Source organism: Agarilytica rhodophyticola (assembly GCF_002157225.2).
Lineage (GTDB): Bacteria > Pseudomonadota > Gammaproteobacteria > Pseudomonadales > Cellvibrionaceae > Agarilytica > Agarilytica rhodophyticola.
In genome coordinates, this window is record NZ_CP020038.1 from 6,132,611 (window position 1) to 6,152,481 (window position 19,871).

Below are 19,871 nucleotides of genomic sequence, written 5' to 3' on the forward strand. Positions count from 1 at the left end.
TGATGAGGAAGCACAAAACGTGACCCGATTAAGTTTTTGGCAACTTTGCATTTCTCTTTTTTTCTGCTTCAGCAGTTTTAGCTTTGCTGCCACATTGACCCCATCGGGGTGCACGGAAACCTCCGGTAAGAAAAGTGTTTATGGCGCCGAGTGCGGTTCAATAGCCCTAGCAGAAGACCCTCAAGATATACGTTCAGATAAGATAGATGTGTATCTTATGCGCATCCCGGCCATTAGAGAAACAGACAAGCCCCCCATATTTTTCATTGCAGGAGGGCCAGGCCAAGCTTCCACCGACTTGGCAACTTCGTTTCGACAGCAGTTCGCCAATTTATTGATTGAGCACGACTTTATCTTTGTAGATCAAAGAGGTACGGGAAAATCCAACCCTCTCAACTGTGACTTTGATACATTCGCGTATGCTGCGTTACCTCCCAGTGAAGTGGAAGCGAAATCGCTCGAAGCTCTTCAAACTTGTATTGCAGGTTATAAAGCGGATTTAGCTCAGTATTCCACACCTCAAGCCATTTTCGATCTTGATAATATTAGGCAAGTTTTAGGTTATACAAAGATTATTCTTTGGGGCGGGTCTTATGGTTCCCGTGTCGCTCTTTCTTATGCTCGAGAGTTTCCAGAAACCAGTGCCGGTATTATTTTAGATGGCGTGGCTCCGGTTCATATCATGCTTCCTTTTCACGCTCAGCAGGACTCCAGTGCTTCACTAGCAAAAGTTTTCGATTCCTGTAGTGCCGATAGGGAGTGTGAAAAATCTTTCCCAAATTTACGCAGCTCGTGGTTAAAGCTATTGAACAGGTTAACTAAAGAATCACAAACTGTACTTTTAAAGCATCCGAGAACAGAAAAGATACACCAAGTGTTTATCGATCACGAAGTTGTTTCTGGTTGGGCAAGAATGACTTTATATAGTCGTGAAGTTATCGCTGTCTTACCTCTGGCGCTTTACAAGGCAACGCAAGGAGACTTTTCTACGCTCTACAGTATCTATGCTTTAGCGTTCGAAAACATTTCAAATGGTGTTAGTGAAGGCATGCAGCTGGCCGTGCTATGTACAGAAGATTATCAATTAAGTCTACGCCAGCAGAGTACACAAGAAACGTACGATCGAACGCTTTTTATGCCACCACCAGATGATATCGCAAAAAGCTGTGCCTATTTTCCCAAAGGCAATGTTGCTAGCAGTTATTTCGAACAGGAAAAACTCGATGTACCAACATTAATGCTCTCGGGTAATTACGATCCGGCAACGCCGCCACGCTGGGCCCAAACCCTTGAGCCATTTTTAAGCCATTACAAACACATTGTCGCACCTGGTGGACATCACATTATTTCTAGCCTTGGTTGTATGCCCGACGTTATTTCCAATTTTGTTAAAAATCCAATGGCGGTCAAAGATATTGATAGCAAATGCGCCAACAATATTACCTCACCGCGATTTTTTATTGATGGGGCAGGACCCAGTTTAATTTCACACAATCTTGAGCCAGCATTATGATAGTTGTTAAGGATTTAAGAAAAACCTTTGGTGAAGTTGTCGCCGTTGATAAGGTAAATATGAATGCTGAGCGTGGAGAAATTTTCGGCTTACTGGGCCCCAATGGTGCGGGTAAAACTACAACCCTGCGTATGCTTTATGGTATTTTCACACCGACGGCAGGTTCAATATCCATCGATAATTTAGATGTAAGGCATCATACTCTTGCTGTACAAAAAAAAATCGGTGTTTTACCTGATGGAGGAAGTCTGTATAAGCGCCTGACCGCCCGCGAAAATATTCGCTACTTTGGAGAACTCCATGGTATGCCATCACCAGCAATTACAAGCGCTATCGCTGAACTGACAGAGTTGCTCAGCATGGAAAATATCATTGATCGCAAAACTGCCGGCTTTTCTCAAGGGGAACGGATGAAGGTGAACCTTGCTCGAGCAATTATTCATGACCCAGACTATATACTACTCGACGAGCCAACTAATGGCTTAGATGTATTAACAACCAGAGCCGTGCGTAAGTTACTGCTTACGCTTAAAGAAAAAAATAAATGTGTTATTTTTTCCAGTCATTTAATGCATGAAGTGTCTCATTTATGTGATCGCGTAGGCATTATTGCTCAAGGTAGAGTCGTTGCTGAAGGAGATATTAATACGATTATCCATAATGCATCGACTACTAATCTTGAAGATGCTTTTGTGCATTTTGCTTACGAATATAAAGACATGGCAAAAAATGTAAACACACAAGAGTTAAGCGAATGAATCAAAGTTTTATCATTGTTAAAAAAGAAATTCTCGATGCTCTAAGAGATAGTAAATCCATGGCGACTGCATTTCTACTGCCATTAATCTTAGCCGTTGTCTCCTTTGGCTCGACACATTTCCTGGTTTCCATGCAAAGTGACAGAAGCGAAATTACTCTCCCTGTTCACGGTAAGGAACATATTTTGCCCCTTATCGATGTATTCAAAGAAGCGGGGGTCAAGATTGTCGAAGCACCACAAGATCCTGAGCAAGCAATTAGGCAACAAAAGTTCGACATGGTGCTCGTAGTTTCAGATAGCTTTGTCGACGACTTTCGCCAGCAGCGCTCGGCTAAAATCAACTTGTTGTCAGATCATTCTCGTACAAATACTCAAGCTAAAGTCGCACGTATTCGATATTTAGTTAACCGTTGGTCACAACATACAGGTGCTCTGAGGTTGCTTACTCGTAATGTCAGCCCTGGCATCGCTCATCCAGTCACTATTCACGATATTAATGTCACCAGCGATCAACGTTTAGCGTCGAAAATACTCGCAGGCTTGCCTATGTTTATTTTGATGATTGCCTTTGCATCTGGCATTGGAATGATTTCAGATATGGCTAGCGGCGAAAGAGAACGGCGATCATTAGAGCCACTATTAATTAACCCGGTATCTCATATTAATGTTTTCTTGGGTAAATGGATTGCCGCTGCAATTGTGACTTTTGCAGTTACTGCCATCGGTATCGCTCTACAATTTATTAGCATTCAGCTTTCTCCTATGGCTGAACTAGGTTTGCGTTTAACTATGGGAGCGGACAAATTTTTTATCATTCTACTAATTTTGATTCCGGTTATTTTCTTTGCTGTGTCACTACAGTTACTAGTATCATTTTTTGCACGTTCATTTAAAGATGCGCAGTCTTATAATAGCTTAATTATTATGCTACCAATGGCTCCAGGGCTCTATTTAACATTTAATGCTGGCAGTGCTGAAACCTGGCAAATGTTTGTACCGCTACTCGGACCCACAGCATTATTCGTTGATATTATTGGCGGAGATGGGGCATCCCTACTGCATATCAGTATCACTAGTTTAGTGTCTATCGCCTGTGCTTTTTTATGCACTTTAGCAGGAATGCAAGTATTGAGGCAGGAAAAGATCATTATTGGTTAAATCCGAGCAAGATCTTAGAAGCCGTTTTACAACTACTGCTCTTGCTAATAAAACATTAAAAATTACTTCAAAATGTTCAATTACTTTATGTAAATTGCGCTTTTTCGGTTATTTTTGCCTTGTCTTATCAACATTCTCAAGTTGAGAAACAGCTTTCTAGGCAATGCATTTACTGACATAGTTCAGCAAATTTTCCATTGACCAGCGTCTTTAGATCTTCAGGTTTAAGTTCAATCTCTAAGCCTCTACGGCCAGCGCTAACATATATTGTGGTATGACTTTGAGCAGAAATATCAATTATTGTTTTTAGCCGTTTTTTCTGTCCAAGAGGGCTGACGCCACCAAGAACATAACCAGTTGCCCGTTCCACATCGGCCGGAGTAGCCATCACCGCTTTTTTGGCACCCAAAGCCTTGGCAATAGCTTTCATACTTAGTAGGTATGAAACAGGAATAATTGCTACGGCTAGATCTTTATTTTCCAAATAAACAACAAGAGTCTTGAATACTCGCTCTTCAGGTACATCTAACTTTTCTGCCGCTTCACTACCGTAGGACGTATTTGAGGCCTCATGAGTATATTCATGTAGTGTATAGTGAATATTGTTCTTTTTTACGACATTAATTGCAGGTGTCATTGTCACCTCTTTAAGAAAGTTTAAATAGCTTTGCGGCGATTGAATAAAATTGAACAAATGCACTCGCGATTGCCACAACAATGGCAAGATAAATGCCGATAGCCAAGGGTGAGCTTAAATAGTCAGTAGAATAGCCGTTGCCACCTTGGCAACCCTCAAATGTTCCTAGCCAGCGGCCACCGGCGGCCAAACATTGGTCTTGAACGACAAAAGAAACAAAATAGATAAGACCGGCGGTGGTTATGACGAAAGAGATCGATAAAGATATTATCCACTTTTTCATACTTATTGTATTCACTTTTATGTTGGGGCTTATTAATACTAAAGCCTGTCTACACTAGTTAAGGTTATCCTAAAGATTGAAGTGCGCGGCGTAAACCCAGAGTTTGTTTTCTCGGGTAAGAATTTATTAGGGATACACTATCGCAGCCTTGAAATTGACAAAATTTTTTTATCGCTTTAATAAATGCCTCAATGATCAAATCTTCATCGCAATTATGGCCGTCTAAATGCAGAGCCTTAATTTCTAAATGTCTAGTCTTTCTATGTGCTTTACAATCCATTCGACCAATAAACTGATCACCATAAAGTAGTGGTAGGCAGAAGTAGCCAAATTGCCGCTTGGCTTCTGGAACATAGCACTCTATTTGATAATCATACTTAAATATCGCCTTCAAGCGATCACGTTGAATTACACTATTGTCAAAGGGAGATAAAATTAGTAAACGCTTATTTAGACGTGGTAGCGGTAGTTCAAAAGCACCAGGTTCTAATACAAACCTTTCACCATTGCTCAGTTCTATTTGATCTAAAGTACCTTCGCCTAAACGTAACATGACTAAAGTTTTCATTGCTTTACGTAGTTCAGTATTTTTGCGTAAATACGTTAAGCCTTTAAGTGAAGCAAAACCGTGACAACGTAATTGTTGTTCAATAAGATGCGCTGCAAACTCTTCGGTGCTAGGCATTGTGGTATCGATGTGAACAGGCAATACTCTCTCGGTTAAATCATAGGTTTTCTGAAATCCTTCGCGCTTGCTGACCATGAGATCACCTTCCATGTACATTTGCTCAAGCGCTTTTTTTGCAGGTTTCCAGTCCCACCACCCTGCAAGTTTATCTGTGTTGGATTCTATATCACGCGAGCGTAATGGGCCATCTATGCGTATGCGTGTTAGCAGTTCCCCCATCAATTTTTTATCATGATTTTTATACCAGTGAGTTTGTCCACTTTTAATTGCATGCTTATATGGTAGCGAAAAGCGAAAGTCCCCAATTGGTAAAAAAGCGGCAGCATGAGACCAGTATTCAAAAATGCTTTTATCTGCCAACATTTGATCAACCATTGCTGGCTTGAAGTTAGGAACTCTTGAATAAAACACATGATGATGTGCCCGCTCGACAACAGAAATAGTATCGATTTGAACATAGCCTATATGATTAATGGCTTTTTTTGCGCCGATTAAGCCACGTCCATATGCTTGAGCTTGCAACAAACCTTGGGAGGCTAGGGCCAAACGGCGTAAGCGGGATAATTCTTGTGGTTGTTTAAGTTTAATTATCGCCATATGTAGTTAAAAATTTAATCCAAATATTTCCATGTGTTAGCACCGTCAAAGGTTCTTAAGGTAATTTTTTTAAGGATAGAACTATCAAACATACGATAGTTAATGGCCAGCTTTGAATCGGGGCTAGCATCTGCTAGTGTGTAATGGGTGACACAGCCACATTGACTACAACGATTAAAATTAATATTTTTTTCCCCATAGGAATAAGATGATATAAAGTCTTCACTAGTCACTATTTTTACCTGTGAAGCTTTAAAATACCCCCAGATTGTTGCATACCTTGCACAAATAGAGCAATTACAACACGTACCAGTCTCTGTTAGGGTTGGTATAATTAATTTAATGTTGCCACAATGGCATTTCCCTTGAAACATATTGCCCCTTATTTTTCATTTTCTTTCAGTATATTTGCTATTGTGCAACTTTTACCATCATTATCATATAGGAAATTGAACAACTCGATTTTAACTGGGTGAATAATGATAAAAAATTCGATCTTTGATTTATCCTCTTAATGTTTATTCACAACATTTAAGAGGATACAGATATTATTTTCTTGTTGCGCGAAGCATCCATGATGTCTTTTCATGAATACGCATACGATCTGAAACTAAAGCAGCGGTAGACTCATCATCTGCAGATTGCGCAAGTTTCAATACCTGTCGAGAAGTTCTTACAACTTGCTCGTGTCCTTTTGTTAGCAAATCAACCATTTCTTCCGAGCTAGGCACGCCCTCTACCTCTTCAATAGAGCTCAGTTTAGAAAACTCTTTATATGTTCCTGGGGCGGCGAAATCTAACGTTCGAATACGCTCAGCAATATCATCTACAGCAACCGCTAACTCGGTATAGTGCTCTTCGAACATCAGGTGTAACTCTCTAAACTGCGGGCCGCTCACATTCCAATGGAAGTTATGTGTCTGTAGGTATAGGGTGTAAGAATCAGCCAATAACCTTTTTAAGCCCTCGGCGATTTTTTCTCGATCTTCCGCTTCTATTCCAATATCAATACCAGTCATTCTAGTGCTCTCTACTTGTGTGTGGGTGTTTATAATTAGATTAATCTCTTTTATCCAAGGTTTACTAACGCTCAGCTTTTAATTTTAAAGTATTCATAAATGCTGAAGGATTTTCAATATTTTCTAGAAAATCTCTACTGGGTAAACAGTCTTCATTAATAAACTGACTCAAACTTCGCTCTGGTTCACAAAACAGTATATCCAATGATAAACGATCCATGCCATATAAACCTCGATGAATAATATTAGCTGAAAACACAAGCAGGTCTCCTGCATTAAGCTCGACTATGTATCCAGTAGATAGATCTTCACAGTTTTTCCGATTATTTCTTTGTAAGCGAACATCAAGTTCTTCTTCAGAATCCCAATTTTTATGACTCTTTGGTACTAGTTCAATTCCTGGTTCATCGACCAAAGGGATACGAAAGTGGATAACTTCAGGACCATTTAGCGCCTCTTTCTGTTGATCAAGGGAAAGGTTATATTGAGGGTCTCGATGCCAATAATTCTTCTGCTCTTTATCCATAGGGTCAAAGAATAACTGCGTATTCATAAACGCAGCATGCCTTTGAGGCAATATATTTGAAACCACAGTCATTAGCTTTGATGAGCCAATAAACTGAAAAAGGAGATTTCTCTTTGCTTGATCGAGGTATTCAGTACCAGTGATATATGCAGAATTAATGACACCTTTTGTATAATACTCCAGATTCCTCTTCATCCATAATTCATGAAATTCAATTAGCACCTCAGAAACGATACTAATTTCTTCTACGGTAAATAAATTACGGATAACAAAATACCCATTTTCATGGTATCTCGATTTCATAGAATACTCGCCATACTATCTTCGTACGTATTTTGTTAGAGTGAGTAAGGCCTGATAATAGGCCCTAGGGATTATTATTTATTTTTGGTGCATAGAAATAACCGTTGTGCTCTTCACAGATACATCAAAGTATAAATTTTTCACTTTTAAATACTCTTCAGATGAAAAAAAGTCATTCATAACTTTTTCACTTGGAAACTCAATAGTAAATACTCTATTAATATTGTCTTCTGATTTTGATCTCAAAACTTCAGACACTTTAAAATCAAAGCCAAAATCACCACCTACAGCATGTAGCAGTGGTGTCATAGCATTTCTATAATTTTGATAATTATTATCATCCGTAACATTGATTCCCATAATTCGCTCATAACTCATAAAAAACCTACTTTCCTAGTTAATTTGGGTTGGTAGAAGACTATAGCACTTAATTACTTCGGCTTAATTACTATGATTTGGCTACTATGGTTTAATTCCTTTAAGGCTATAAATTAAAGGAACGTCTTGGTTTTTGTGGGTAAGGTAAAATTTGCCTTTTTTTCTCTCAACTAACCCGTCAAAACAATTGTACGGACTATAGGGATATTCGTTAAACTGGGTAATCCGCAGTCCTGCTGAGGTCAAAGCGTTAAGCACATCACTTATGGGATGAGACCACATGGCTAAGGTTGAAGTTTCACCTATATCATTTTCTGTATATGTGCCTGCATCCTCAATATCAGGCTCTGGTTTATGAAAGTAGGAGTAACCAGAGACAAGGTCATAAAATGGGTGAAATTCTGCCATATAAAACATACCGCCCGGTTTTAAATGACGAACCACGATATCCGCCCATTCGATGAGATCTGGTAGCCAACAAACAACACCATATGAGGTAAAAACTATATCGTATACATCTTTCGATGCTTTTGGCGTTCTACCAAAACTGTAGAGATCGGTGCAAATAAAACGTGCTTTTAGCTTTGCTTGTTTGGCAATATTAACTGCCTGTTCTATCGCCATAGGCGAAAGGTCTACACCAGTAACTTCTGCTCCCATGCGTGCCCAAGACAAACTATCGAGACCGAAGTGGCACTGCAAGTGAAGTAGTGTTTTATCCTTTACACAACCTACTTCATTTAATTCAATTTCTTGGAGCGAGCTTTTTCCAGCTAAAAAGCCATCAACATCGTAGAAACGCGATTTAACATGAATTTCTGTTCTTTTATCCCATGCGTCTTTATTCACTTTGATATAATCCATTGTGGCTCCTATACATTAGTGCATCAGCGCATTAGTGTTAACTTCCCGGTGGTAAATGATAACTACCATACTCTAAGTGCAGGATACGCCGCTGAGAGGGTCTACTGCCTTTAGCTGAGGAATGTATCAAATGAGGCCGCATAATAAGTGCAGCGCCTTTATTAGCAATACAGCTAAATGTTTTGTTTTTGGAAACATACTCGCTCAATGCGCTTTGCGAGAGAATACCCTGTTGATGACTATTGGGAAGTACTTTTAAGCAACCATTTTCTAGATTTGTGTCATCTAAATGCAAACGTAGCGTTACCATTTGATTCAATACATCTACAGGGGGCTGAACATGCAATACACCATCCTTAGTACTCCAAGGGCCCCAGCCTGGGACATTGAATTTTTCTGAAACAGCAACCGTTTTGTCTTGGTGCCAAGTCACCAACCAATTCTTATCTGCTGTTTTATTAAAAAATATTGCCCGAGTAAGTCTCGGATGACCAGGTAGATATTGAGATATACTATCTATTACTTTGTTGGATCGAGAGTATTCATAAATCTTTTTTGATTTCTTCTCGATATTCCTAATACTACCAGACACCCCCATCGATACTAAAGGTGTTATCTCTTCTAACAACTCTTCAATTTCCATACTGGAAATAAAGTTTTCTATAAGTTCGAATCCGTTTTCTAACATTTTCACATTTTTCAAATAGTATTACATTAAACCGAGTTCTCTTTGCTTTTTTTTACTTAAGCCTGATGCAACGATGCGATGAGATTCTTTAATATAATATTTTAGATTTTCATCTTTATCCGCAGAGGTGTCCTGTTGTTGTATCCACTTCATCCCACGCGATGCCAGATAAGGCGCAGGTCTAAAACCTTCTTCATCTTTTAAAACATCAAAATTCAGATCAGAAACTTTAAAAGTAACGGCGGGCTTACCCTCTTCTTCCCACCCCCCAATGGCAAATACCTTCCCCCCCACTTTCCAGACATGGGCACCTCCCCACTGAACAACATGGGTAGTCGAAGGCAGAGATTGGCAGAAGTTATTGTATTCATCGTATGTCATATAATTTAACCTGTTATTTAGCCTACCAAGTTAACTTCGATACCAGTTTTAATATGATTAAAGGCTCGATAGCCAAAAGCTGTTTAACCACTAAAATTATTATAACCACTTTAAACTCATCGCTATACTATCATGCTCGAGCATACAGACATCTATTGCCATTAAAGTCGCTAATGAAGAACTATTACTAGTAATTAAAACATTCAACCACAGCAATACATCCCTTCCCATTTACGCTACTATCACATTAGTCTTTGCTACTGTTTATTTGGAATGTTCTATATTACGTGAATATCTATTACGTTACTGCTCAACACAAGCTACACCCCCAGTCACACACTGTGGCATCCCCCGCAGGAAACGAGCTTAAGATTCGTTTGAAAACCTTTCAGTTGCTTCTATTATTAGTGCGCGCCAGAGGAGAAGTTGTTAGTAAAGAACACATATTAGACAGTATTTGGGATGATGTCCTTGTAGATGAGCAGGTAATTTTTCAGTCAATCAAGGAGATACGAAAGCTTTTCCGCGGCTATGATGTAATTAAGACCTACCCTAGAAAGGGTTACGCCTGGATTGCAGATATAGAAGAAGTATCTTCGCCACACCCATCTGGTAATACTGAGGCGATTCAAGATAATCATTCTTTAGCAGAGGTTATGGAGCCTCAGCCAAGCCTATACCAGCGCTTTCACTCAATTTTGAAGTTAAAAAATGTCGCTATATATATGTCACTTTTAGCGAGCCTTTTAGTGACTATAGTAGCGGCAATCTTTATATTTAATCAGACTTATCAAGAAAATTCAGAGGCTGTTATATCAGGCTCTCTTGTCATACTGCCTGCTCAAAATGAGCTTAGCGATACAGATCATAAATGGGTTCGCTATGGCGCAATGGATCAGTTGATACAGCGCCTATCCTCCTCGGATACACTTGGAGTGCTACAAGCGGATTATGTGATAGAAGTAATGAAACGCGCAGGCATGCCGATGCAACACTATACCCAAGAACAAATTGGACAAATTTTTCAGGTTTCGGGGGCAAGCTTTATTGTGCAGATGAAACTGACGGGATCAACCAGGGATTATCGGCTTATCTACAATTTCTACCGACAAGATGGTGTAGAAAGAGGTGCCGTGCTAGATAACAATGTCTCAGCAGCTGTTGACCAAGTAGCCCAAATTATCGCGGATAAATTAAGCCATTCACCTAAGATAGATCAAAGTTCTTATCACTCTTCTTTTGCCAATGAGATGTTGGCAAATGCCTTGGAGCTAATACAAGAAGATAAAACGGCAGAAGCTACTTCTCTGCTGCAGGCAGCAATAGCCACAGAGGCTGATAATCTAACCGCTAATCGATTGCTAGCAGGACTACTCGTCGAGCAAAAAAAGTACAGTGAGGCACAAGAGCTATTAAACCAAGCTATCGCGAAGGCAACATTATCAACATTAGATAATGAACTTCCCCGCTTGCGCTTATGGCAAGCTATCAACTATGCCCAACAGGGTAAAGTGGATTATACAAACGACATATTAGCGCAAGCGAAAAGTGAAGCGTCAAAATTAAAGGACTGGCTGCTACTCGCCCAGATTGCAGAAATTAAGGGCCAAATGCACTTTCATAAAAAGGAATACTCACAGGCTCGCCAGCAATACAGCCTCGCGATGGATCATCATAAGGTATTGCAATGTCCTTATGGGCAAAGCAATATTTTAATCAGAATGTCCCAGCTAGCCTTGGCTGAACATGATTTAGCAATGGCGAAAAATACCGCAGAGCGCTCGCTGCACATAATCAAACAACGAGAACTCTCCACCCTCGAACCAAGAATAGACGCTTGGCTGGCAAAAATAAGAGCGCATAGGTCAACCGAAGAGCACTGAAAGAAAAAGAAGAAATATTCATAAAATTCAATAGGTTAAAAGCGCTTTAGCTACGTATTTCAGAAAATTTCAGAAAGTTTCCTTAGCTTCACATTATCATTTTAGTCATGTTTGTCTTTCTCTTATTTTTACTGTACGCAATGACGAGAGCAAGCATATGAAAACTTTCTACACAATTTTTTTAATCATTGGTTTAACTACCACTTCACTTTATAGCTATGCCAGTACCAAGCACGAACGCAACGCAGATATCTGGAATATCATCGCTAGCTTTAAGCAGGCGATAGCTGGAAAAGATAAGGAAAAGTTTCTGTCCCTTTTTGTTGAAGAGGAAGTTTCCTGGATAGGTGTAATATCTGACCAAACTCGACAACAACTTATCGAGAAAAACAAAAAATTTGAACAACAACCAAAGGTGATTCACAGCACTCCAGAAAACTTCATAGACGATATCGTTAAGAATCCAGCTTCACTCAGAGAAACCTTCGACAATGTGGAAATTGTCCGAGACAACGATGTTGCATCCGTTGTATTCGACTATGTGTTCTACCAGAACGACACAAAGCGAAACTGGGGACAAGAAAGCTGGCTACTGATTAATACAACAAAGGGCTGGAAAATCCACGCGGTTAACTTCTCCCATACGCTTAACCCCGTAGTATTAGAGAAACTATAAGACATCGTTTACGAAGCCTTTTGAATATCTCCGTGCTTCAGCATAAGTCGGCACAGTGACATAATTTCTTTGGCCTGTTCAACAGTCAAACCTGTTGAACAGAAGACCTTATCGGTTATCTCAGCACTTTTTTTCGACAAATCTCGCCCCGCATCCGTGAGCACAATATTCTTTTGACGCTCGTTCTCAGTGAGCACTTGCCGCCGGATCAATTGCTTTTGTTCCAGCCGCTTGAGTAGAGGTGTCATCGTAGCCTTACTCAAGCTGGCTTTCTTGGCTAGCTGGCTAATGGAAATATTGTCCTCTTCCCACAACGCCATAAGTACAATAAATTGGGTATAGGTGAGACCCAGAGGGTCAAGTAAGGGGCGATAAATACTCGTTAGGTGGCTCGATGCGGAATACAGAGCAAAGCATAACTGGCTATCTAGTGTAGGTACTGACAAAACACGCCTCCGAGATGTTACAAACGCTAATTATTGCTTATGAAGAGTTAAATTTCCAACATTTAGTTGAAAAATAGTTCGCACACTAATATTATGTAAGCATATTAAATATTAGTGCACGAACTAAAAGAGGCTGGTATGAATATCAATAATAGAATAAGAAGCATAACTGGTGAGAAAACCGAACAGATGAGCTGGCCCCGTAGTCTTAAAAAATTGGGCTTAGGATTAATAGTCACTAGCACAATGCTAACCCCGGCCTATGCCATGCATAATGGCAATACAACAGGCAGTATTGTCAGTTCTTTTGAGTCGCTATTTGGTGTTACTAAGGGTAAGCGCCGTAATCACACAAAAGGTTTCTGCTTTGACGCAACTTTAATACCTCATGACAAAGCCATTCAGCAGTATAGTAGTAGCGTCTTATTCTCTAAAAATCTTGAGGTTATAGGTCGATTATCACACAAGGGAGGCAACAGTGATGCCGCTGATGATGTACCAGCAGACTATGGAATGAGTTTAGCTATTGCAACAGGCGGAGAAAATCATCATCTCATGTCGATGAACACCCTGGACTTTTTCCCGGTAGCAACACCAGAAGCATTTGCGCAATTAATGATTGCTAAGACTAAAGGTGGCGATGCAGTCAAAGCATTTAAAAATAAGAGCCCAGATTTGCGACGTTTTAAGAAGCATCAATCAACAAAACTTAAAACGTTAACACCTTACGAAGGCAATACATTCAATAGTATCAACAGCTTTTATCTATTAGATGCACAAGGTAAAAAAACGGCTGTTAGATGGTCTTTTATCCCCTCTAAAAAACAAAAAATAGTTAAAACACCTAAGCACAATTTTTTCTTTGAAAATATGCAAGAAAATCTTAACACCCAGGGTGTTACATGGGATATGGTAGTCACTCTAGCCAACCCCAATGATATTGTTGAGAACGCTGCTCTTCCTTGGAAAGGGGAACACAAGAAAATTATTGCGGCAAAACTCAAGGTTAAGCGTATTCAATCAGAACAGAAAGGAAGTTGCGACAGAATTAACTATGACCCGATGGTGCTATCCGAAGGTTTCGCGCCATCAGCAGACCCTTTGCTACAAGCAAGGCGAAACGCTTACGCACTTACTTTTAGCAAGCGGATCTATGAGCAAACAAAACCATAATCACGAGTGCTCATTCAGATACGGCTATCATCGTTGAAAAAAAACTGTGCAATTTCTGGCAGCCAACGTTGGTAGCCTTCGAAGCTGTGATTCCCTCCCTCTTCAACCAATTGCTTACAGTTTTGATATTTTTCGACCGCAAGTCGATAATCAAGTGTCTCGTCACCTTTTTGTACCATTAGCCAAAACTTATCATGTTTAGTAATGGTAGGAATATCAGCTCGGCAAAGATCGTCGATATCCTTTTGTGTGAGCATATACTCATCTTCAGTGTAATAACTCTTAAGTTTTCTACCTAAAAACTCTTGAAAACGTGTATGAGGCAAAACACCAGGGTTAACCAAAACGGCTTTTTCTACCCATCCGTTTTCTACTAGATAAGTAGACCAAAAGCCACCTAAGGAGCTACCAATTGCGTATACCTTTTCATTTGCTAATGGCTCTAATACATCTTTTAAGGTTTCACGTGCTAAACCAGGATAAGAGGATAGCTGAGGACATAAGAAGTTTATATTTGGGTAATTCTGCATAAACCACTTTTGGGATATTTGCGCTTTACGTGATTGCGGGGAGCTTAAAAAGCCATGAATATAAATTACAGATGTCATTACTACACCTATTCGTTTGCGTCAGTATTTGGATTTAAAGCTGGAAATAAAACTAGCACTGAATATGGTATCTGTATGGATTAAGCAACAGCCAAAAATCCATAGCTACTATAGTATTAAAGGGGATCTTATTCATTCGGATAGTGTTAATCCGGCATAAATCTCTGCCGGATCGATGATAATAATTAATAACCCTTCGCCTCGAAATCAATCGAGTAGGCTTTGTCCTTGATACGATGTACTTCTGTGGTGAAGCTACCGTCGGGATAAAGTCGGAAACTACGGTAACCAGGCATAACTCTATGCACCTGAAATTCATCTTGATTTGGTACAAATTGCACACAAGTTGAAGGGGTCGCATAGAGTGCAACATCCTTTCTACGTCCACTAAACTCCTGGTGCACATGCCCCCAAGAAACAGCTTTAACATTGTCAAAACGATCAATAATGTCAAAAAATAGGTCATTATTTCTGACTGCATATTGATCAACCCAGGCACTTCCGACATTAACAATCTGGTGGTGTAAAAATATCAATGTTGGTACATCGGCATGCTTGGATAATTCTGCTTCAAGACGAAGAAGTTCATCTGGATTTAAATCCCCTCCTTCTTCCATGGGAATTCGTGAATCTAGGAAGATAAGGTTCCAACCTGCTGCCTGGTAATGGGCTTCGATAGGTAATTCTTCCACCAAATCCATATTGGTAGGATCATCATGATTACCTGGGAGCCATGCCAAGGGGGTTGTCGGGAAGTATTCGCGAACAAAGGCGATGAATCGCTCATATGATGGCACGAGGCTATCGTTAGAGATATCACCAGATGCCACGATAATGTCAGGAGTTTCGCGTGTTTTTAACAATTGCAAAACGTCGCGAAAGCTCTCGTCTGTATCGAGACCCAGTAGCTGTTCTCCGGGCTGACTACCAAGATGGCAATCAGTAATTTGTAATAAATGAAATGGGCGCATGCTTCCCTACTTCAATATCTCTTTATAGCTGCTAATTTTATTAATTGTATCTTCTATAGTTTGGACTTCAATGTCTCAAAGAGTGCATTATTATTTGCATTTTGCGAGAACTGCATCACAGTTTTGCTTTTCTGCAGCCCCAGCTTTCTACAAAAACTTAACCACTCATTCAAAAACTTATTTAGTGCGAGCTTCTCATCCGGATGATACATCTTCTTGTTAGGGTAAGAATACTCTGGTAACCAATAACGATGATTATCCCAGGATATAATTTCTGCCATATTCACGTCGTGGTACAAGCGCACAACTATGCATGGCGTTTCTAAATTTTGGTGATTTTGCTCAATTTTTATAGTACTTGTATAACGAGCAGTTTCAACTACGGACATCTTAACATCAAAAGCTAAATCATCACGCCCTGCTGCAAATGACCAGTGTTCGACCCCCTTCCTAATACCGGGCAAGAGACTGATGAGTTGGTGAAAGTTCATTTCACACAAAGCATGATGCCCGCCTATATCGACAGATAGCGGCTTACGTTTGACGGGTTTTACTGCAATCACACTCAATATACCTTCACACCTAATCGTTTTTTAGCGATTTCCGATTAATTTGCAACCATTGCAGACCAAGTAAGGTAGCTGCATTATTCATTCTACTGTTAAGCATAACAGCAAATACTTCTTCAGCAGAAAAAAGATGTAATAAGATATCTTCATTCTCACTTGGAAGGCCATGAATCCCCCCTGCATTACTCAAATCACATAATGCACAATAAAGATGTATTTTCTCACCACACCCTCCAGGGGTTGAATAGTAACTACTGATGTGAATAAGTTCAGTATCTATTATTCCTGCTTCTTCTTTCAACTCTCTGCGTATAAGCATCTCTGGGGTCTCCCCCTCTTCAAGCATGCCAGCCACAACTTCTAAACACCACGGGCCATATTGTGAATCCAGAGCACCTACCCGAAACTGCTCGATTAACCCGACAATATCATTCTTTGGGTCATAAAGTATCGCAGCAGAAGCTTCGCCGCGATGAAAGACTTCACGGACTACATCATCACTCCAACCACCATCAAATAATCGATGTTTGAGCTTGACTTCATTAACTTTGAAGAAGCCGTCAAAAACAACTTGGTCTGAGTCAACTTTGACATCATCTCTACCAAATTTAGGCTTACTATTGGGCATACATACGCCTTTTTAAATGAAATTTCTTGTACAGATTGTTTAATATAACGCTTCAGGGCCTGTTAACCAGGACATTCTATCCCACAAAGTCATCACCATAAATGAAACTAGAAGATCTCATCCAAAAAAGCTGTTTATTAGGTATAAGTTATTTCGATACTGCTAACCAGTTAATAAAACAACAGCAACATGCAGGCACAGTAGTCAATGTTGACAATAAGAACGGTATCTCTATTGAACTTTTTGCAAAAACCAATAGTGACTCAGAAAGCACCAATAGCGCTAAGGTCTTTGTAATTCCACCTTCACTTAGCGCATGGTTTGAAGCACCAAAAGGTGTTTATAGAGACACAGATGGTAACACGTTAATTACAAACCCCGACTACTTCGCGACCTGGGATGTCTATCAAACACAGGACGAAAAACAAGGAGACCATGAGTGGTGGGAATGGGTAGCAAGAACAACTCCGCCAACAGTGGGAACTACAGATCAGTCTTAATTGTAACAGGTCTTAGGTTTGTCATAACTTTCCGATCTATACCATGGCACTCTAACTCATGTTGAGCTAAGGCCTTGAATCATATCTATTGTGCGCGGCTGTATATCGCAGCAAGTCAATTATTTTACTTTCTTTAATTGATACAAGGATAATAGCTATGAGAAGGTCAAAATATTTATTAGGTCTAGCACTCTATTTCGCCGTTCAGGGTGCGCAGGCTGAGAATTTTCAGGGGCAAGATAATATTGAAAGAGTATTGGCATCTCCATCATCTGAAGTTGAATTCAATACTGCAGTTGAATTAAAAAAAATGCAGGCACTTGCAGACACACCTAACCAAGAAGCAATTAATGCTGCTAGGCCTGTTTGTTACAGTGCGCTTGTTGGCAACAACAACCATTCCCTGATTATGGTTCCACTACCAAGTAATACATCGGATTTAGATTCGGTATGCCATATTTCTATTAATAGTGGTTGGCATGCTGGGGGAATAGCGAAAAGTAATTATTTCACACAGAATTGCTCGACACTTGATAATACGCTTTACGGAGGAGGTTATACTTCCTACGTTACTGAAACCTATTTTGAATCAAATAGAAGCAAGTATTCTTCTTGTAACTCGACAAATTCTTTTGTCTGTTGCTCACCTCAATTTCCAAATTAGTTGATTGTTTAACTTTTTAACATAACTACAATATTCGGGTCATCCTGTTTATTAAACAAGATTGCCCGAATCTAAATTACTTACTTAGTGAGAATTCATAACTACACCAACTTGCGGTAAATGAGCCAAGCCTATATCGCGAGCGTGTTGTTCAAAATCTTTATTTTTCCAAAAGAAAGCGCCTGGCATGGTGGTCGGGATAACTAATACATAAAAAAGCGCTCGTCCTACTATAGCAACACTTAGTATAGAAAGAGCTGTTAATCCCCATAAGCTAATGGCCAATATCCCATTAAAATCGCAGAAGGTAAGCCCAGCCACTAATACAATATTTAAAACTAGCAATGTATTCCTAGCGATATAGGACTTACCAAAAGTCGTGCACTGAATATAAAAAGAGGCTGCCCCTTCATTTGGCGCTACATTCATATCCTTTGCATGGAACCATAAACCAATAGCTTCTAATATCATTCCTATTACCATTACAGTGGCGCAAACAGAGATAAGGGAAGATATGGGTAACGGCTCAAACAAAGTGCCTATAGCTGCAACACATAACACAAGCAAAGCACCTAGTGTTAAAGCATTTCCCACAAAATGCGTTCCGCTTTGCCAATGATTCCAAAAAGGCCTTGCAGGTATACGATAACAGCGATACATAAAATAGAGGCCACCTATTCCAGCAGGCACAGCTATACCACCCAAAATAGAAGGTATAGCCCCAAGAGATATTTCACTGGCAAAAAAGCGCTGAAATACAGCATTTTCAGGTAGTAGGCTTAACATATATAAGCCACTAAAAATTAAATATAGAAATAAACCTAATCCTTCTCTACATACAGGTGAATGTCTTAGATTATTAAACCCTCTATATGCCCGAAATGGTTTGCCCAAATGGACAGTCGACATCAGCAAAGCCAGGGCACACAAACCAGTGCATGCCGCAACTAAAGGCACATAGATAACAGAGTGTGTTAAAGCAGTGAGACTTTTAACACCAAGCATTGAGCCTATAAAAACCAAGAAAAACGCACCCAGAGAAATTTGCGCAAATAGCGTAAAAGCAACTAGAGGATTTTCTCGCGAACTCAGCTTTGCGAGGTTCCATGCTCTCGCTTTACCCTTTTTTTGATCAACCACAGGACGATAATTACCATCATTCTGTTTGTGATATTTGACCGGCATACCGTCAGTGCGAGAAACAACGTCTGGAATTTTTTTCTTTTGTTGAAAGCGAATATTAGGGTGGGTAATTTCTGGATCGGGAAAACCAGGGATATGTACTTTCGCTTGCTCGCGATTTTCCGGTGTGTTATCGACAACGCCAAAGTTTAACGCATTGCCCAAACAAGCCGATACACAGGCGGGCTTTAAACCGACCTCCAAACGATCCACACACATATTACACTTCGATACTTGGCCTTTAATTGGATCTAGTTGCGGCGCATTGTACGGACACACCCATGTACAATAGCCACAGCCAAAACAGGTTTCGGGGTCTTGTAATACAGCACCATATTCAGCGTGCTTGGTATAGGCTCTGGTAGGGCAGCCTTTTAAACACACAGGATCATCACAGTGATTACAGGCCATGGATATATTCATGCGTGTAAAATCAGGAAATGTACCACCTTCAACATATCCTACCGAGCGAAAACTAATATGTGGAGGGTTATCATTCTTTTCACTACATGCCGCTTCACAGGCATGACAACCAATACAGTTGTCTGCAGTAAAGTGAAAGGCGTGTTGTTTATTACGATTTGGATTGCTCCCCACACCCGGCTTATCATTAATCCGCATTTCACGCTCTCTAGGACTCTCTCCCCCAGAGCGGGCGATAAGATCAATTGGCGCTTCGTAATAATTAACTTGTTTGGTTTCTTTATCACTTAAGAACGCGTATTGAGGTTCATCGTCACGAACTTTCCACATAAGTTTCTACCTGTTTAGTCTTC

Annotated in this window: 24 protein-coding genes; 8 read left to right on the forward strand and 16 right to left on the reverse strand. The window is 40.0% G+C overall.

Annotated features, from left to right (window positions below):
• Positions 1–19: 19 nt before the first annotated feature.
• From BVC89_RS25335 to BVC89_RS25345, 3 genes are read left to right on the forward strand one after another with little or no spacing between them, the layout of a single operon-like run.
• Entirely contained in the window at positions 20–1,513 is a 1,494-nt protein-coding gene (locus tag BVC89_RS25335; RefSeq protein WP_086933888.1) for an alpha/beta hydrolase, read from the forward strand.
• Entirely contained in the window at positions 1,510–2,271 is a 762-nt protein-coding gene (locus BVC89_RS25340; RefSeq protein ID WP_086933889.1) for an ABC transporter ATP-binding protein, read from the forward strand. Before BVC89_RS25335 ends, BVC89_RS25340 begins: the two co-directional genes overlap by 4 nt.
• Positions 2,268–3,431: an ABC transporter permease gene (locus tag BVC89_RS25345; protein WP_086933890.1), complete on the forward strand. Its 1,164-nt coding sequence runs from the start codon at positions 2,268–2,270 to the stop codon at positions 3,429–3,431. Before BVC89_RS25340 ends, BVC89_RS25345 begins: the two co-directional genes overlap by 4 nt.
• A 169-nt stretch (positions 3,432–3,600) precedes the next feature.
• On the opposite strand, the gene ybaK is transcribed toward BVC89_RS25345, so the two are convergent.
• The 10 genes from ybaK to BVC89_RS25395 all read right to left on the reverse strand — a co-directional run bounded on the left by ybaK (position 3,601) and on the right by BVC89_RS25395 (position 9,795).
• Complete coding sequence (gene ybaK / locus BVC89_RS25350) at positions 3,601–4,068, reverse strand: Cys-tRNA(Pro) deacylase (RefSeq protein ID WP_086933891.1); 468 nt, start codon at positions 4,066–4,068, stop codon at positions 3,601–3,603.
• A 10-nt stretch (positions 4,069–4,078) separates the two neighbouring features.
• Positions 4,079–4,351 carry a hypothetical protein gene (locus BVC89_RS25355; RefSeq protein WP_086933892.1) on the reverse strand — a complete coding sequence of 91 codons (273 nt, stop codon included), beginning with the start codon at positions 4,349–4,351 and terminating at the stop codon, positions 4,079–4,081.
• Between the two features lie 64 nt (positions 4,352–4,415).
• Complete coding sequence (locus BVC89_RS25360) at positions 4,416–5,636, reverse strand: winged helix-turn-helix domain-containing protein (RefSeq protein WP_216825048.1); 1,221 nt, start codon at positions 5,634–5,636, stop codon at positions 4,416–4,418.
• A 14-nt stretch (positions 5,637–5,650) separates the two neighbouring features.
• Complete coding sequence (locus BVC89_RS30865; protein WP_086933893.1) at positions 5,651–6,010, reverse strand: GFA family protein; 360 nt, start codon at positions 6,008–6,010, stop codon at positions 5,651–5,653.
• 174 nt (positions 6,011–6,184) lie between these two features.
• A complete protein-coding gene (locus BVC89_RS25370) occupies positions 6,185–6,655 on the reverse strand; it encodes a Dps family protein (RefSeq protein WP_086933894.1) in 471 nt (156 codons plus the stop codon).
• A 64-nt stretch (positions 6,656–6,719) separates the two neighbouring features.
• Positions 6,720–7,484 (reverse strand): phytanoyl-CoA dioxygenase family protein, encoded by a 765-nt coding sequence (locus BVC89_RS25375; RefSeq protein ID WP_086933895.1) that lies wholly within the window; start codon positions 7,482–7,484, stop codon positions 6,720–6,722.
• Between the two features lie 78 nt (positions 7,485–7,562).
• On the reverse strand, positions 7,563–7,862 hold the full coding sequence (locus BVC89_RS25380; protein ID WP_086933896.1) for a DUF1330 domain-containing protein: 300 nt from the start codon (positions 7,860–7,862) through the stop codon (positions 7,563–7,565).
• Between the two features lie 84 nt (positions 7,863–7,946).
• Positions 7,947–8,726 (reverse strand): class I SAM-dependent methyltransferase, encoded by a 780-nt coding sequence (locus BVC89_RS25385; RefSeq protein ID WP_086933897.1) that lies wholly within the window; start codon positions 8,724–8,726, stop codon positions 7,947–7,949.
• A 37-nt stretch (positions 8,727–8,763) separates the two neighbouring features.
• Entirely contained in the window at positions 8,764–9,414 is a 651-nt protein-coding gene (locus tag BVC89_RS25390; RefSeq protein WP_086934750.1) for a phytanoyl-CoA dioxygenase family protein, read from the reverse strand.
• A 21-nt stretch (positions 9,415–9,435) separates the two neighbouring features.
• Positions 9,436–9,795, reverse strand: a complete 360-nt coding sequence (locus BVC89_RS25395) for an MmcQ/YjbR family DNA-binding protein (RefSeq protein ID WP_086933898.1) — start codon at positions 9,793–9,795, stop codon at positions 9,436–9,438.
• Positions 9,796–10,082: 287 nt separating this feature from the next.
• Between BVC89_RS25395 and BVC89_RS25400 the strand changes: the two genes are divergently transcribed.
• Together BVC89_RS25400 and BVC89_RS25405 are read left to right on the forward strand one after the other, a co-directional pair.
• Positions 10,083–11,678: a winged helix-turn-helix domain-containing protein gene (locus BVC89_RS25400; RefSeq protein WP_158658122.1), complete on the forward strand. Its 1,596-nt coding sequence runs from the start codon at positions 10,083–10,085 to the stop codon at positions 11,676–11,678.
• Positions 11,679–11,835: 157 nt separating this feature from the next.
• Positions 11,836–12,354: a hypothetical protein gene (locus BVC89_RS25405; protein WP_086933900.1), complete on the forward strand. Its 519-nt coding sequence runs from the start codon at positions 11,836–11,838 to the stop codon at positions 12,352–12,354.
• Between the two features lie 8 nt (positions 12,355–12,362).
• On the opposite strand, the gene BVC89_RS25410 is transcribed toward BVC89_RS25405, so the two are convergent.
• Positions 12,363–12,800 (reverse strand): MarR family winged helix-turn-helix transcriptional regulator, encoded by a 438-nt coding sequence (locus BVC89_RS25410; RefSeq protein WP_086933901.1) that lies wholly within the window; start codon positions 12,798–12,800, stop codon positions 12,363–12,365.
• 138 nt (positions 12,801–12,938) lie between these two features.
• Here BVC89_RS25410 and BVC89_RS25415 point away from each other — a divergent pair, with 138 nt between their 5' ends.
• Entirely contained in the window at positions 12,939–13,973 is a 1,035-nt protein-coding gene (locus BVC89_RS25415; RefSeq protein WP_216825050.1) for a catalase, read from the forward strand.
• A gap of 14 nt (positions 13,974–13,987) precedes the next feature.
• Here the strand turns inward: BVC89_RS25415 and BVC89_RS25420 are convergent, their stop codons facing one another.
• The 4 genes from BVC89_RS25420 to BVC89_RS25435 all read right to left on the reverse strand — a co-directional run bounded on the left by BVC89_RS25420 (position 13,988) and on the right by BVC89_RS25435 (position 16,749).
• Positions 13,988–14,581: a YqiA/YcfP family alpha/beta fold hydrolase gene (locus BVC89_RS25420; RefSeq protein ID WP_086933902.1), complete on the reverse strand. Its 594-nt coding sequence runs from the start codon at positions 14,579–14,581 to the stop codon at positions 13,988–13,990.
• Between the two features lie 185 nt (positions 14,582–14,766).
• Entirely contained in the window at positions 14,767–15,552 is a 786-nt protein-coding gene (gene cpdA / locus BVC89_RS25425) for a 3',5'-cyclic-AMP phosphodiesterase (protein WP_086933903.1), read from the reverse strand.
• Positions 15,553–15,605: 53 nt separating this feature from the next.
• Positions 15,606–16,115, reverse strand: coding sequence for a DUF1249 domain-containing protein (locus tag BVC89_RS25430; protein ID WP_245929233.1), 510 nt, complete (start codon positions 16,113–16,115; stop codon positions 15,606–15,608).
• A 19-nt stretch (positions 16,116–16,134) separates the two neighbouring features.
• Positions 16,135–16,749 carry an NUDIX domain-containing protein gene (locus tag BVC89_RS25435; protein ID WP_086933904.1) on the reverse strand — a complete coding sequence of 205 codons (615 nt, stop codon included), beginning with the start codon at positions 16,747–16,749 and terminating at the stop codon, positions 16,135–16,137.
• Between the two features lie 101 nt (positions 16,750–16,850).
• Here BVC89_RS25435 and BVC89_RS25440 point away from each other — a divergent pair, with 101 nt between their 5' ends.
• The gene (locus tag BVC89_RS25440; RefSeq protein ID WP_086933905.1) at positions 16,851–17,249 is read left to right on the forward strand and encodes a hypothetical protein; all 399 of its coding nucleotides are present in this window, start codon (positions 16,851–16,853) and stop codon (positions 17,247–17,249) included.
• A 157-nt stretch (positions 17,250–17,406) separates the two neighbouring features.
• Positions 17,407–17,913 carry a hypothetical protein gene (locus BVC89_RS25445; RefSeq protein ID WP_086933906.1) on the forward strand — a complete coding sequence of 169 codons (507 nt, stop codon included), beginning with the start codon at positions 17,407–17,409 and terminating at the stop codon, positions 17,911–17,913.
• 84 nt (positions 17,914–17,997) lie between these two features.
• On the opposite strand, the gene BVC89_RS25450 is transcribed toward BVC89_RS25445, so the two are convergent.
• Positions 17,998–19,848 (reverse strand): DmsC/YnfH family molybdoenzyme membrane anchor subunit, encoded by a 1,851-nt coding sequence (locus BVC89_RS25450; RefSeq protein WP_086933907.1) that lies wholly within the window; start codon positions 19,846–19,848, stop codon positions 17,998–18,000.
• Between the last annotated feature and the right edge of the window lie 23 nt (positions 19,849–19,871).